The organism is Arthrobacter bambusae (assembly GCF_030812595.1).
GTDB lineage: Bacteria > Actinomycetota > Actinomycetes > Actinomycetales > Micrococcaceae > Arthrobacter > Arthrobacter bambusae_B.
Genome location: NZ_JAUSSZ010000026.1, coordinates 1 through 13264, shown reverse-complemented (window position 1 = coordinate 13264; position 13264 = coordinate 1). Strand labels below are relative to the sequence as shown.

At 63.1% G+C, this 13264-nt stretch carries 12 protein-coding genes and 2 pseudogenes; 9 read left to right on the top strand and 5 right to left on the bottom strand.

Annotation, left to right across the window (positions count from 1 at the left end):
• The 9 genes and pseudogenes from J2S96_RS19795 to J2S96_RS19755 all read left to right on the top strand — a co-directional run.
• A partial coding sequence (locus tag J2S96_RS19795; protein ID WP_306867509.1) for an ATP-binding protein occupies positions 1-698 on the top strand: 698 nt, incomplete at its 5' end.
• Positions 699-709: 11 nt separating this feature from the next.
• Positions 710-1936: a DNA-processing protein DprA gene (gene dprA / locus J2S96_RS19790; RefSeq protein ID WP_306867507.1), complete on the top strand. Its 1227-nt coding sequence runs from the start codon at positions 710-712 to the stop codon at positions 1934-1936.
• 638 nt (positions 1937-2574) lie between these two features.
• Complete coding sequence (locus tag J2S96_RS19785) at positions 2575-3462, top strand: EamA family transporter (RefSeq protein ID WP_306867505.1); 888 nt, start codon at positions 2575-2577, stop codon at positions 3460-3462.
• On the top strand, positions 3459-4232 hold the full coding sequence (locus J2S96_RS19780) for a hypothetical protein (RefSeq protein WP_306867503.1): 774 nt from the start codon (positions 3459-3461) through the stop codon (positions 4230-4232). The genes J2S96_RS19785 and J2S96_RS19780 overlap by 4 nt, the downstream gene beginning before the upstream one ends.
• Positions 4232-5362 (top strand): annotated as a pseudogene (locus J2S96_RS19775) (cysteine desulfurase family protein). Before J2S96_RS19780 ends, J2S96_RS19775 begins: the two are co-directional and overlap by 1 nt.
• A gap of 12 nt (positions 5363-5374) precedes the next feature.
• Positions 5375-5604, top strand: a pseudogene (locus tag J2S96_RS19770) (DNA-processing protein DprA); the annotation flags it as partial.
• Between the two features lie 145 nt (positions 5605-5749).
• Positions 5750-5941, top strand: a complete 192-nt coding sequence (locus J2S96_RS19765; RefSeq protein WP_306867500.1) for a hypothetical protein — start codon at positions 5750-5752, stop codon at positions 5939-5941.
• Positions 5942-5975: 34 nt separating this feature from the next.
• Positions 5976-6941 (top strand): tyrosine recombinase XerC, encoded by a 966-nt coding sequence (locus J2S96_RS19760; protein WP_307015358.1) that lies wholly within the window; start codon positions 5976-5978, stop codon positions 6939-6941.
• A gap of 280 nt (positions 6942-7221) precedes the next feature.
• Entirely contained in the window at positions 7222-7725 is a 504-nt protein-coding gene (locus J2S96_RS19755) for a DUF3145 domain-containing protein (protein WP_306867495.1), read from the top strand.
• A gap of 137 nt (positions 7726-7862) precedes the next feature.
• Here the strand turns inward: J2S96_RS19755 and fabF are convergent, their stop codons facing one another.
• The 5 genes from fabF to J2S96_RS19730 all read right to left on the bottom strand — a co-directional run bounded on the left by fabF (position 7863) and on the right by J2S96_RS19730 (position 12913).
• Positions 7863-9098, bottom strand: coding sequence for a beta-ketoacyl-ACP synthase II (fabF, locus tag J2S96_RS19750; RefSeq protein ID WP_306867491.1), 1236 nt, complete (start codon positions 9096-9098; stop codon positions 7863-7865).
• A 140-nt stretch (positions 9099-9238) separates the two neighbouring features.
• Positions 9239-9484, bottom strand: coding sequence for an acyl carrier protein (locus J2S96_RS19745; RefSeq protein WP_234758158.1), 246 nt, complete (start codon positions 9482-9484; stop codon positions 9239-9241).
• Between the two features lie 108 nt (positions 9485-9592).
• A complete protein-coding gene (locus tag J2S96_RS19740; RefSeq protein ID WP_306867488.1) occupies positions 9593-10654 on the bottom strand; it encodes a beta-ketoacyl-ACP synthase III in 1062 nt (353 codons plus the stop codon).
• Entirely contained in the window at positions 10651-11580 is a 930-nt protein-coding gene (locus tag J2S96_RS19735; protein WP_306867485.1) for an ACP S-malonyltransferase, read from the bottom strand. Before J2S96_RS19735 ends, J2S96_RS19740 begins: the two co-directional genes overlap by 4 nt.
• An 88-nt stretch (positions 11581-11668) precedes the next feature.
• Positions 11669-12913 (bottom strand): PucR family transcriptional regulator, encoded by a 1245-nt coding sequence (locus J2S96_RS19730; protein WP_306867482.1) that lies wholly within the window; start codon positions 12911-12913, stop codon positions 11669-11671.
• Between the last annotated feature and the right edge of the window lie 351 nt (positions 12914-13264).

Genomic DNA, 13264 nt, shown 5'->3' with positions numbered 1-13264 from the left:
CCACCGCCGCGGCAATCATCGGCGGTGGTTCCGGCCTGCCGCGCCCCGGGGCGGCATCACGGGCGCACCGCGGCGTCCTGTTCCTCGACGAGGCACCCGAGTACGAACGCCGTGTTCTGGATGCCCTGCGGCAACCACTCGAAAGCGGTGAATTGGTCATCCATCGTTCGGCGGGCACTGCCGCGTATCCGGCCCGCTTCCAGCTGGTCCTCGCGGCGAATCCCTGTCCTTGCGGGAAGGCTACAGGCAAGGGAGTCGATTGCACCTGCACCCCGGTGATGCGGCGCCGCTACTTCGGCCGCATGTCCGGGCCGCTGCTGGACAGGGTGGATATCCAACTCCAAGTGGAACGTGTATCGCTCGCGGACTTTGGGCAGTCCGGCACCGAGGAAGACACCGCTACCGTCGCAGGGAGGGTCCAGGCCGCGCGGGCGCGGCAACGCGAACGCCTGGGGAGTTTAGGAATGGAAACCAATTCGCAGGTTCCCGGGCGCGTACTGCGCGGCGAGCTGCGCCTCCCTTCTGCGACCACCAAAATCCTGGACACCTCGTTGGAGCGCGGAATCCTCACGGCGCGTGGCTATGACAGAGTCTTGCGCTTGGCATGGACGCTCGCCGACCTGGGACACCGGGACCAGCCCGGCCGCGACGACATCGGGCAAGCGCTCGGCTTGCGGCAGGCGGTTGCTGCCGCATGAAAGGACACCACATGACTGAACACACCCAGCCGTTCACAGCGGAAGCTCCGGAGCGGAAAAGGGAGCGAATGGCCCGCGCCGCACTGTCGCGGTTGATGGAACCGCAGGATGCTGCCGGGCTGGCGCTGGTCCAGGCTGCGGGGGCCATTGACGGTCTCAGAGTGGCGACCGGTGAGATTTCGGGAGGGCCGGGGCTCGGGCAGGAGATGGCCTCCCTGCTGGTGGACAACGGGCTTGCCGCCACCGGGGCTGAATTGGCTGCGGCGTTGCGCCGGTGGGCTCCGAGGATCAAGGACCTTGCCCCGGAACGGGACCTCGCCACCATGCACCGCCTTGGTGGCCGCATGATCATCCCGGACGACCCGGCCTGGCCGGCACAGATGACTGATCTCGGCCTGCACGAGCCGTTGTGTTTGTGGTGGCGCGGACATGAATTGGAGTTTCCGCCCGCTCGGCGGGTCGTGGCGCTTGTCGGCTCACGGGACAGCACGAGCTACGGCGCCTCGGTAACGGGCGACTTCGCCTATGGCCTCGGCCAGCGCGGCTACACCGTCGTCTCCGGCGGCGCGTACGGGGTGGACGCCCATGCACATCGAGGCGCCTTGGCCGGCGCCACTATCGATATGCCGACCATCGCCGTCATGGCCGGGGGAGTGGACAGGTACTACCCCTCCGGGAACGAAGATTTGCTGCGTGCTGTGGCAAACCAGGGGGCGGTAATCGCAGAGGTTCCGCCTGGCTCTGCGCCCACGCGCTACCGATTCCTCCAACGCAACAGGATCATCGCAGCATTGGCGGCTGTCACCGTTGTGGTCGAGGCACGCTGGCGTTCGGGCGCGCTCAATACCGCGCACCATGCCGAATCCATCGGCAGGACGGTCGCCGCCGTTCCGGGCTCCATCCACTCCGCCAACTCCGCGGGCTGCCACCGGCTCCTGCGGGACGGCGCCGCAGTGTGCGTCACCGACGTCGGCGAGATCGCTGAACTGGCGGGATCGAGCGGCGAGGGGCTCGCTGCGGACAAGGAAACGGAGGCTTCCGACCACGACGGACTCACACTTGAGGACCTGATCCTGCTCGATGCCCTGCCCGTCCGTTCAACCAGCTCGGTAGAGAAGCTCGCGGTCGTGGCAGGACTCAGCCCCGAATCCGTCAGGGCCGGTTTAGGCCGCCTGGGCCTGTTGGGCTTGGCCGTATCAGTGAGCGGCGGATGGAAAAGGTCGAAGACAGGGAACTAAGTTAGGGTAGTCGACTATCAGTTAGCGCCAAGTTTGTCTAGGGTCGTTTGCTTCCGGTTCCACTGTTCTCCTTGGCGCACAGCCCCGACAGTAGCCGGCCGCCGCCCCGCTGGCATCCTCCCGTAGGTTCAGCGGGAAGCCCTACTTCTTCGCTGTTTCGGTGCGGGCCGAGACGATACGGTTCCTGCCCAGGTTTTTTGCCTCGTAGAGGCGCTGTCCGCGGCGCTGATCGTAGCAGCGAGGTCGCCATTGACTGTGGTGGCGATGCCGTAGCTCACGATGGGAAAGCACACCCCTTTGGTGCACCACTGGTCGGCCATGACCGGTCCTTGAAAATCCCCGGCGATCGAGCCCGTGAGCATAGCGCTCCATGCTGTTACTCCTGGCGATGCCATAGACAGGAATGCGTATGTCGCATTTTTGTCACAAATCATTTGGAGGTGTCGCAATCATGTGTAAAGGTTCTCGAACGATTCGTAACAGCGTGCTGACTCTCACTTCTGGATAATTGGGGATCCTCTTGTGAAAAACACTTTCGTAGCCGGGATACGTCTGCCCGCCCCGGTTTCTGCGTGGACTCAAGGCTCACCTTCCCTGTCATTTGCCCACCTGCTTGGTGCTTATGGTCGGGGCCACAAATGTTGAATCCACGGGAAGGGAAGACCTTTCCCCGGCACAAGGCAGGCGTGCTGGCCTCCGTTGCGAGCCTCACATTCCTGCAGATCGGCAATGCAGTAGCGGTCGGCCTGATCGGCTCAATTGGACCCGCAGGTGCCACCATTCTCCGAATCGGGATTGCAGCTCTCCTGACCCTGCCCTTGATCTTCCTGATGAGATCATCGGCCCAGGTGCCGGGTCGGTTCATCCTGAAGTACGGGCTGGTGCTTGGATTGATGCAGGTCACCTTTTACCAGGCGATTTTCACCATTGATCTGTCTTTGGCAGTTTCCATTGAGTTCACTGTGCCCTTGGTCCTGGGATGCATCCGGTCCCGGAACAAGACGGCCCGGGTGTCGGCGGCACTGGCAGTTGCCGGCCTCTTCATGATCCCTGCGTACAACTCAACCACCGCCATCGAAGGCATGCTCTATGCAGTTGCCACCGGCCTGCTCCTCTCTGCATACATCCATGTCGGGACCTCGATGCCAGCCGACAGCCACCCGGTACTCACACTCAGCAGGGGTCTCTGGGTGGCACTTCCTGTTTCGGTGGCGGCCTTCGCGGTCGCCCCTCACCACGCCGTTCCGCTGACGGCTGAGCTGGGCCTGCACGCGTTCATAGTGTCCGTCTTGACACTGCTGGCTCCGTTTGCGTTGGAGCTCTTCGCCATGAAGCGGCTCAGGGGGCTGGTGTTCGCGCTGATAGCCGCCCTTGATCCCGCGTTGGCTTCCGCCGTGGGTGCGGTGGCCCTCCATCAAAGCCTGGATCTTCGGCAAGTGACCGGCATCGTACTTCTCACCATCTGCGCAGGCGTCGCCGTCTATGCCGAATCATCAACTTCACCAGAGAAGGTCAGAGCGCAATGAAGACAGCTCCCGCAATGGATATTCAAGAGCTCCTAGACGGACTGGATCTGTCCTTTGACATGACCCCGGACACTCAAGTCCTGATCTCATGCGGATACTTCGACGCACCCACCGGGATCGACGATTTTTCCAAGAGCTCAATGATGGCCGGCCTGGACCTCGGCCGGATGCTGGGCATCACCCACGGGATGCGTCGTGCAGCAACCCAATACACCGTTCTGGTTAATGACCTCGGAATGGACTGCTCCGAAGATGCCTGCACCCTGACAGCGGTACGTGCGGAGGACATAGATATTTCGCCCCTCCAGGAGATGGCCGATTCCTTTGGTACCTCGGTCAGTGTTGTCCGCGAGAAAACATTGCGGAACCGCGCCGCACGCAAGATCAAGAACTGGCTCAAAGCCCCGGAATCTGACCCGACACTTCACCTCGACAGAAAAGAAATCCTGTTCGACTCGGACTCCTACCCCCGGGTCATCGCCGGCGCGCTTAACGACGCGGGCACTGGAATCCCGCGCTGTCCCTTGATCGTCAGCGAGTTCGAGGACATCTCGTTCCGCAGCCTTGAGCGGAACCGGAGCGGCACCTCACGGATAATGTTCGACTTCATTCGGGTTGCCGACCGGGACAAAGTCATCAAAGGCACCGAAATGTACATGAAGAGGCGTGCCGGAACCAGGGAAGCAATGGTTCTGATTTTTCTTTACGCCGAAACGCAGGACTTCGTCCCAGTCATATTCAACTCTGACGACTACAACCCGGAGATCTGATGATTTACCTTGACTATCAGGCCACGACCCCGCTCGATGACCGTGTGGCCGATGTAGTGGACCGTGCTTCAAGGGAGCTTTGGGGAAACCCGTCGAGCCCGCACATGCTGGGGTTGAAAAGCCAGCAAGCGATCGAAAAGGCGCGCCGCAGCATCTCCAAAGTGCTGAACTGCAAGCCAAGCGAGCTGTTTTTCACCTCCGGGGCAACGGAATCCAACAATTGGGCCATCGCGACCGCAGCCGGCCCGGTCAGCAACCACGTCATTACTTCTGTCATCGAGCACAAGTCCGTCCTGGACGCCTGCCTCGCGTTTCAAGAACGGGGCGGCGAAGCCACCTTCCTGCCCGTGGACGCACAATGATTCGTCTCAGCTGACGACGTCGCCGACGCAATCAGACCGAACACCAGGCTCGTGTCGGTAATGCTGGCCAACAACGAAATCGGATCCATCCAGCCGATACGGGAGATTGCAGCTGTGACCCGCAAGGCGGGAGTCCTTTTTCATTGTGACGCCACGCAGGGGATCGGTTATCTCGCGCCTGACTTCACAACATTGGGTCCGAACCTCATCAGCTTCTCCGGTCACAAAATATACGGGCCCAAAGGCATCGGGGCGCTCTACATCGACAAGGAAACCCAAGCCATCCACGGGGGCTTCCAGAACATGTTGTTCGGCGGCGGCCAGGAGAGCGGCCGCCGGCCTGGCACACAGAACATCACGGGCATCGTAGGTCTCGCCGAAGCGATGAAAATTTCACGCGAGAACTTCGCACTGGAACGCCAAAGGGTCCTCGAACTCAGAGCCAGGTTTTGGCACAAGTTGTCGAGCCAGGTCCAGACGGCAGCCGTCAACTCACCCCTGGACAACACGCTGCCGAACTGCCTCAATTTCAGAATTCCGGGCGTCGACTCGGTCGACCTGCTGTCAGCCGTGCCTAGGGTAGCCATGTCAACAGGCTCTGCCTGCAACAGCAGCGACCAAAAGCCCTCACATGTCCTCCTTGCCATTGGCCTTGACAATGCCACGGCCCGATCCAGCGTCCGTGTCGGGTTCGGCCGATTCACCACCATGGAAGATGTTGATGAGGCGGCGGACCAGATAGCGGCGGCCGCTCTGCGCCTGCAGTAGCAACGCGGCGGACTGGCGGGATCGAGCGGCGAGGGGCTCGCTGCGGACAAGGACGGGGCTGCCTCGGACCACGACGGACTCACCCTTGAGGACCTGATCCTGCTGGATGCCCTGCCCGTCCGTTCAACCAGCTCGGTAGAGAAGCTCGCGGTCGTGGCAGGACTCAGCCCCGAATCCGTCAGGGCCGGTTTAGGCGCCTGGGCCTGTTGGGCTTGGCCGTATCAGTGAGCGGCGGATGGAAAAATCGAAGAAGCAGGACTAAATACTTTGTAGTCGACTATCACTTATCCCCAAATTTGCTTACAGTCAAACGGGAACGCCGTGTGGATCGTCCCTTCTGTGGATAGATGCTCCTGGTCCGGTCCATCGAGAAGGGATGACGTGCACATGATGAAGTCGAGGGCGCAGCCCGCGAGGTTCGTGATTGGACAGCAAGTCGGTCTCCTTCTGATCGCGGGAGCCGTCCTGTTCGTCCAAGGCGGCCACGGCCCGGCATGGCTTTGGGTTCTCTTCGCTGTCTGGCAAGGGTTGCTGCTGTGGCAGTACTCCAGGATGTACAGGTCCATCCGCCAACGGTGACGATGGCCGGAATGCGCCCGCCGGAAACGTGGCGATGCTGACCACCCGGTCCCACGGCTGGCACAGTGGAAGGGTGCAAGAGATTCCGCTCCCCGAAGCACTCGCCCGGTCTGTCCATGACTTCCGGCGTTACCTCGAGGGCGAACGGGCAAGATCCGCCCACACTGTGAGGGCGTACATCGCAGACGTCGAGAACCTGCTGCGCTTCGCTGCCGCGGAGGGCGTGGGGGAGCTCGCAGCCTTGGAGCTGGGCACCCTTCGGCGTTGGCTAGGCGCACAAAGCGAATCCGGCCGGTCCAGGGCAACACTCGCCCGGCATGCCGCGACGGCCCGCGCCTTCACCGCCTGGGCCCTGCGGGAGGAGCTCATCCCGTCTGACCCTGCCCTTCGCCTCCAAGCCCCCAAACGGGACCACCCGCTCCCCGGAGTCCTTCACCAGCAACAGGTCTCCAGGATCTTCGAAAACCTGTCAGAGGCAGCCGCAGATGGCTCTCCGATGGCTTTGAGGAACCGCGCCCTCGTCGAATTGCTCTACGCCACAGGGATCCGCGTCGGCGAGCTTGCCGGCCTGGACATCGACGATCTCGATTCGGATCGCCGGACTCTTCGCGTGCTTGGCAAAGGCAACAAGGAACGGACGGTGCCCTACGGGGTGCCCGCCGCTCAGGCCGTGGACGACTGGCTCCGCCGCGGCCGTCCACGGCTCGCAAACGAGCGCAGCGGACCGGCGCTCTTTCTCAGTTCACGGGGTAACCGCATCGATCAACGCCAGGCCCGCAGCGTCGTCAACGATCTCCTGGGCGCTTTGGGGGATACCGCCGCAACCGGACCGCACGCGCTGCGCCACACCGCAGCCACCCACTTGCTCGACGGCGGCGCGGACCTGCGGGCAGTGCAGGAAATTCTGGGACACAGCAGCCTCGCGACAACCCAGATCTACACCCATGTGTCGGTGGACCGGCTTCGCAAGAGCTACCAACAAGCCCACCCCCGCGCTTAGAGGCCAGGAGGCGGCAACACTACGACAGTCTTAAGGAGCAGTCACAAAAACAGTCTCAAGGGAGGAAATCCGTCCGTCCATGAATCGCACTGGCGTAATTCCGGCCCGTACGGCAAAATGAAAGCACTGCGGGGGAACTATCAACCTAAACTTGAATGTTCTTCCGCTGCGGAAAATCATAGATAGGTAGGGAAACCGGAACAGCGCGGCACCCGCGCAACAAAATTTCATCCGAGCAGAGGTCGTTGGGGAAGACGTACCTACAGCTATGGAGGATGGAATGTCTGTTGCAACAACCCGCGGTGTCCTGTTTGTGCATTCGGCCCCTACTGCGTTGTGCCCTCACGTCGAGTGGGCCATCGGATCGGTCGTTGACAAGCGGACCGATCTTGAGTGGACCCCTCAACCTGCCGCGCCCGGAATGTTCCGCGCCGAGCTCTCTTGGACAGGAGTCCCTGGGACCGGTGCCCAGCTGGCGTCTGCACTGCGCGGGTGGGCGCACCTTCGCTACGAAGTGACCGAGGAGCCGAGCCAAGGCGTGGACGGTGCACGTTGGTCCCACACACCCGAGCTCGGCATTTTCCATGCTGTCACCGATGTTCACGGCAACATCATGGTGACTGAGGACCGCATCCGCTACGCCTACGAGTCGGCGGCGGGAGACCCTGCTGCTGTCTACCACGAGCTTTCCTTGGCCCTCGGTGAGGCATGGGACGAAGAGCTTGAGCCCTTCCGCCATGCAGCTGAAGGTGCTCCCGTGCGCTGGCTTCACCAGGTCGGTTAGGCCTCCGGCCCGGGCACTGGACTCCGCCAATGGCGGAACGAAGTACCAAGGACTGTTTTCCATAGCAAAGAGGAGGGCCCCACCACGGTGGGGCCCTCCTCTTGTGCCTGGCTTGTGCGTTGAAGCTACCGCAAATATCAGACGTTGCGGATGGCGACGACGGCGTTGTGGCCGCCGAAACCGAAGGAGTTGCTCAAAGCGACAATGTCACCGGCGGGCAACGCGCGTGCCGAAGTGACGACGTCGAGCGGGATCTCCGGATCCTGGTTCTCGAGGTTGATGGTCAGCGGAGCCTGGCGTTCGTAGACGGCAAGAACGGTCAGCACTGCTTCAACGGCCCCTGAAGCGCCCAACAGGTGGCCCATCTGCGACTTGGTGGCGGAGACGGCAACATTGTCCACCTGGGCGCCCAGGGCGGCGCGGAGCGCCGTGTACTCAGGCTTGTCACCCACGGGCGTCGAGGTGGCGTGGGCGTTGACGTGGACGACGTCCTCAGCCTGGATCCGGCCGTCGAACATGGCAGCCTTCAAAGCGCGGGTAGCACCCAGGCCTTCGGGGTCGGGCGCCGTGATGTGGTAGGCGTCAGCTGTAACCGAAGTACCGGCGAGCTCAGCGTAGATGCGCGCACCGCGGGCGATCGCGTGCTCTTCGGCTTCCAGGACCAGGGCGCCTGCGCCTTCACCCATGACGAAGCCGTCGCGGTCGCGGTCATATGGCCGCGACGCGTGCTCGGGATCGTCGTTGCGGCGGGAGAGCGCCTGCATCGAGGAAAACGCGGCGAGGGGCATCGGGTGGATGGCGGCTTCGGCACCACCGCACACGACGACGTCGGCCTTGCCCGAGCGGATGAGGTCCAGGCCGAGGTGCATCGCTTCTGTGCCGGAAGCGCAAGCGGAAACCGGGGTGTGCGCACCGGCGCGGGCACCCAGGTCAAGGCTGACCGCGGCGGCGACGCCGTTCGGCATGAGCATGGGGACCGTCATGGGCAGGACCCGGCGGGGACCCTTTTCCCGGAGGGTGTCCCAAGCGTCCAGCAGCGTCCAGACGCCGCCGATGCCCGTAGCGAAAGCCACGGCAAGTCGATCATGGTCGATTTCCGTGATACCGGAATCTGCCCAGGCCTCGCGGGCCGCGATGACACCGAACTGTGTGGACGGGTCCATGCGTTTGGCTTCAACACGGCTCAGGACCTCGAGGGCCGGCGTCGAGCACCGGGCGGCAAAGTGGACCGGAAGGTCATACTTGGCGACCCACTCGTCCTCGAGTGTGTGGGCACCGGAGACCCCTTTGAGCGCGTTCTTCCACATCGTGGGGACGTCGCCGCCGATGGGCGTTGTGGCGCCCAGACCGGTAATCACTACTTTGCGTGCCATGAGATCACTCTCTGTCGGACCAGCCGACCCGCGTGGTGTTCTCACTGGGGCGGCGGGAAAAAACTCTGGGAGATATAGCAGCTGTGCCGGGCTTCGGATGCAACAGGGCGCACCCGAAGCCCGGCACAGTGGAGGTCGGACTAGGCCTGTGCGTTCGAGATGAAGTTGACGGCGTCGCCGACGGTCTTGAGGTTCTTGACCTCTTCGTCCGGAATGCGCACGCCGAACTTCTCTTCAGCGTTGACGACGATGGTCATCATGGAGATGGAGTCGATGTCCAGGTCCTCGGTGAAGGACTTGTCCATCTCCACGGCTTCGGTGGCGAGGCCGGTCTCTTCGTTCACGATTTCAGCCAGGCCGGCCAGGATTTCTTCGTTGCTAGCCATAGTTGGCTCCTTTTCTTGTTGGGCCGGCTATTGCCGGAAATGGGGGCAAACCGCGGATACGGCTTGTTTCAAAGCACTATTCAATTGGAAGGAAGGCGCTCCCCGGACTTACGGAAGAACGATTACCTGGGCACCGAAGACAAGTCCTGCACCGAAGCCGATCTGCAAGGCAAGGCCGCCGCTGAGCGCGGGGTTCTCCTTCAGGAGCCGGTGCGTGGCCAGCGGGATGGAGGCGGCAGAGGTGTTTCCCGCATCCGCGATGTCACGAGCAACCACCACGGTCTCAGGAAGCTTGAGCTTCTTGACCATCTCATCGATGATCCGCATGTTCGCCTGGTGGGGGACAAACGCGGCCAGGTCCGTTGCTTCGATCCCTGCGGCGTCGAGAGCTTGCTGGGCGACCTTCGCCATTTCCCAGACAGCCCAACGGAAGACCGTCTGGCCGTCCTGCCGGAGGGTCGGCCAAACATCCTGTGCTGCGGAAATAATGGCCTGATCGTCGGACTCATCCGAATGACGGGCAGTCTCGCCAAGGTTGCGGACCTCGTCAAGGGAATGCGTCATCCCGATCGCGTTCCACTTGCTGCCGTCGGACCCCCAGACCGAAGGGGAAATGCCGGGCGTGTCGGACGGGCCGATGATCACGGCGCCGGCGCCGTCGCCGAGGAGGAAGGAGATGGTCCGCTCGTGGTTGTCGATGACGTCTGAGAGCTTCTCGGCGCCGATCACCAGGACGTACTCAGCCGCGCCCGATCGGACCAAGGCATCGCCCTGGGCAATGCCGTAGCAGTAGCCTGCGCATGCTGCGGAAATGTCGAACGCCGGTGCCGGGGTGGCGCCCAAACGATCGGCGAGGGCGGCAGCCGCAGACGGCGTGGCATAAGGGTGCGTGACGGTGGAGATGATGACGGCACCGAGCTGGGAAGCCTCAATGCCGGCGTGCTTGAGTGCCTCCCGGGCGGCTCCCTCGGCCATGTCGATGACGCTGACGTCTGCTGCGGCGCGGTGGCGGGTCACGATACCGGTGCGCTGCCGGATCCATTCGTCCGAGGAGTCGATCCACTGGCAAACGTCGTCATTGGTGACCATGATGTCGGGGCGGTATGCCCCGATGCCGATAACGCGTGAGTAGGCGTTCGTCGGTGCCTGCTTGAGTACAGGGGCGCTCATGCGTCTCCTTCCAATTCCGCGAAGAGTGCGAGTGCGGCTGACAAATCATCCGGGGTCTTGACGGCAACGGTTTTTACGCCCGGCATGCCGCGCTTGGCGAGCCCGGTCAGTGTGCCGGCGGGTGCGAGCTCGATGAGTCCGGTGACCCCGCGCTGGGCCAGGTTCTCCATGCAGAGGTCCCAACGCACCGGGCGCGAGACCTGGGCGATCAGGCTTTCGACGGCGGCGCCGCCGTCCGTGACCTCCTGGCCGTCGAAGTTCGAGAGCAGCGGCACCGTGGGCGCCTGCGGCTTGAGCGAAGGACGGAGCGCTTCAAGCGCACTGACGGCCGGAGCCATGTGGGAGGTGTGGAAAGCTCCGGCGACCTTCAGCGGGATGACCCTGGCCTTGGCCGGCGGGTTGTCAGCTAGTGCCTGCAGCTGTTCGAACGTTCCTGCGGCAACGGTCTGGCCGGCGCCGTTGACGTTCGCGGGAGTCGCGCCGGCAGCTTCAATCGCCGATAGAACTTCGGCCGGATCGCCGCCGACGACGGCGCTCATGCCCGTGGGGGTGACGGCAGCGGCAGCGGCCATGTTGTTGGCGCGTTCGCGGACAAACGCCATGGCTTCTTCCTCGCTCAGGACGCCGGCAAGCGCCGAGGCCGTGATTTCCCCGACCGAGTGGCCTGCAAGGACGATCGGAAGGGTGCTGAGTTCGACGTCGAACAGCGATTTCGCTGCCACGAGCCCTGCGGCGACGATCAAGGGCTGCGCGACGGCGGTGTCCTTGATGGTTTCTTCATCTGAGGTAGTGCCGTGGGCTTTGAGGTCGATGCCTGCGATTTCGCTCAGGGAGGCCAAATGGCCTTCTACGGAAGGAAGCTCCAGCCAAGGGGCCAAAAATCCAGGGGTCTGGGAGCCCTGTCCAGGGCAGACGATTGCAAGCACGTAACCAGCTTTCCAAATTGCCGCGCGAACTACTGGTGTTTGCGTACACCAAGCTCACTGGGTCAGATTGTAGGAAGTCTACAACGGTTCAACCCGCGGATCGGGTACCGTGACGCTCCGACGTGGCCTTTGGCTGGGCCGAAAGCCTGCCCACGACCAACGCAGTTTGGAGCACGAACGCCTCCCGTGGGAGGAGCGGGTCCCACCCTGTAACGTCGCAGACGCGCTTGAGACGATACCGCACCGTGTTCGCGTGGACGAACAGTTCGCGGGCTGTTGCTTCGAGGGAATGGCCCAGTTCCAGGTAGGTGCCGAGGGTTTCGACAAGGCCGTTGGAAGCAGCGAGCAGTGGCCGGTAGATGTTCTTGATGAGGGAACGTCGTGCGGCGTCGTCGCCTGAGACGACGCGTTCCGGGAGGAGGTCGTCGGCGGCTACCGGTCGCGGAGCCGACGGCCACGCCCTGGCGGCGGTGAGCCCCGCAAATGCTGCCTGGGCAGAGCTGCTCGCCTCCAGCAGGGAACCGGCCTCCGGCCCGTACACGACGGCCCCCGGGGCGAACAGTTCGCTCAGTTTCAGGTACGCGGTGTCGCGGTCCTGCACGCCACCCAGAATCAGGATGAGGCGGTCGCCCTGGATGCCAACCAGGGCATCCTCCGCGTAGCGTCCGGCAGTGCGGCGCAATTCGCTCACATAGCTCGCGCTGGGTTCCGAGGGCGAGTTTCCCACCATCACGGTGAAGCGCTCCTGGGCCTTCCAGCCGAGGGCGGCGATCCGGGAACGAAGGGCATCGGTATTTTCGCCACGCAGAATCGCGTCCACGATCAGCGCTTCGAGCCTCGTGTCCCAGGAACCGCGGGACTCGGCGGCGCGGGCGTAGACATCGGCGGCCGCGAACGCCACTTCCCGCGAATAGCGCAGGACGGCTTCGCGCAAAGAAGGTTGGTCGGCTTCGGGCGCGATCACGGGGACCTGGTCCTCCACAACTTCAACGACGATCCGGATCAGTTGGAGGGCCTTTTGCAGGCTGATGGAGCGGGTCAGCTCGGTGGGGGCATTCCCGAAGACATCCGTCAGGATCCACGACGGCGAGCTCGGACGTTCGTACCATGTCACGAAAGCAGCGATTCCGTTTTGGGCCACCAGGCCCAAGGCTGAGCGTTCGTCCGAGCTCAGCCGGCTGTACCACGGCAACGATTTCTCGAGCTTGCGCATGGTGGTGGTGGACAGTTGCCCCACATTGGCACGGAGCCGCTTGAGGGTCTCCGCCTTTTCCGGTGTTACCGCGCGCGCAGCCCCTTTGCGTTTTGCGGGGGATTGAATCGGCTCTGCCATGCTTTGAGCATACGGCGCATCATCCACAAGCTCCATTTGTGCGAAGGCTACAACTGCGATTGGTACGCGTCACGCGCTGGCCGCGCCGATTCGTGCCGTGGGGCGATTGTTAAAGCCCGACGGCGGTCCGCACCTTTCGATGCGGACCGCCGTCGGGATGTTGCTTGGCTTCGCTGGAGGCCTAGCTTTCGCCGCCTGCCCCTCCGGTGGTGCCGGCGTTGACGTCGAGGAGGCTGTACTTCTCGATTGCCTGGGCCGGCGCTTGCGGGTCGACTTCTCCTCGGCGGGCGAGGAGTTGGAGGGTTTTGACGATGATGGAGTGGGTGTCGTTTTTGAAGTAGCGGCGGGCGG

Bases quoted from the DNA above. Each gene is read 5' to 3' on its own strand.
- dprA (WP_306867507.1), top strand. From the start codon at position 710: ATGACTGAACACACCCAGCCGTTCACAGCGGAAGCTCCGGAGCGGAAA.
- J2S96_RS19785 (WP_306867505.1), top strand. From the start codon at position 2,575: ATGTTGAATCCACGGGAAGGGAAGACCTTTCCCCGGCACAAGGCAGGC.
- J2S96_RS19780 (WP_306867503.1), top strand. From the start codon at position 3,459: ATGAAGACAGCTCCCGCAATGGATATTCAAGAGCTCCTAGACGGACTG.
- J2S96_RS19765 (WP_306867500.1), top strand. From the start codon at position 5,750: ATGATGAAGTCGAGGGCGCAGCCCGCGAGGTTCGTGATTGGACAGCAA.
- J2S96_RS19760 (WP_307015358.1), top strand. From the start codon at position 5,976: ATGCTGACCACCCGGTCCCACGGCTGGCACAGTGGAAGGGTGCAAGAG.
- J2S96_RS19755 (WP_306867495.1), top strand. From the start codon at position 7,222: ATGTCTGTTGCAACAACCCGCGGTGTCCTGTTTGTGCATTCGGCCCCT.
- fabF (WP_306867491.1), bottom strand. From the start codon at position 9,098: ATGGCACGCAAAGTAGTGATTACCGGTCTGGGCGCCACAACGCCCATC.
- J2S96_RS19745 (WP_234758158.1), bottom strand. From the start codon at position 9,484: ATGGCTAGCAACGAAGAAATCCTGGCCGGCCTGGCTGAAATCGTGAAC.
- J2S96_RS19740 (WP_306867488.1), bottom strand. From the start codon at position 10,654: ATGAGCGCCCCTGTACTCAAGCAGGCACCGACGAACGCCTACTCACGC.
- J2S96_RS19730 (WP_306867482.1), bottom strand. From the start codon at position 12,913: ATGGCAGAGCCGATTCAATCCCCCGCAAAACGCAAAGGGGCTGCGCGC.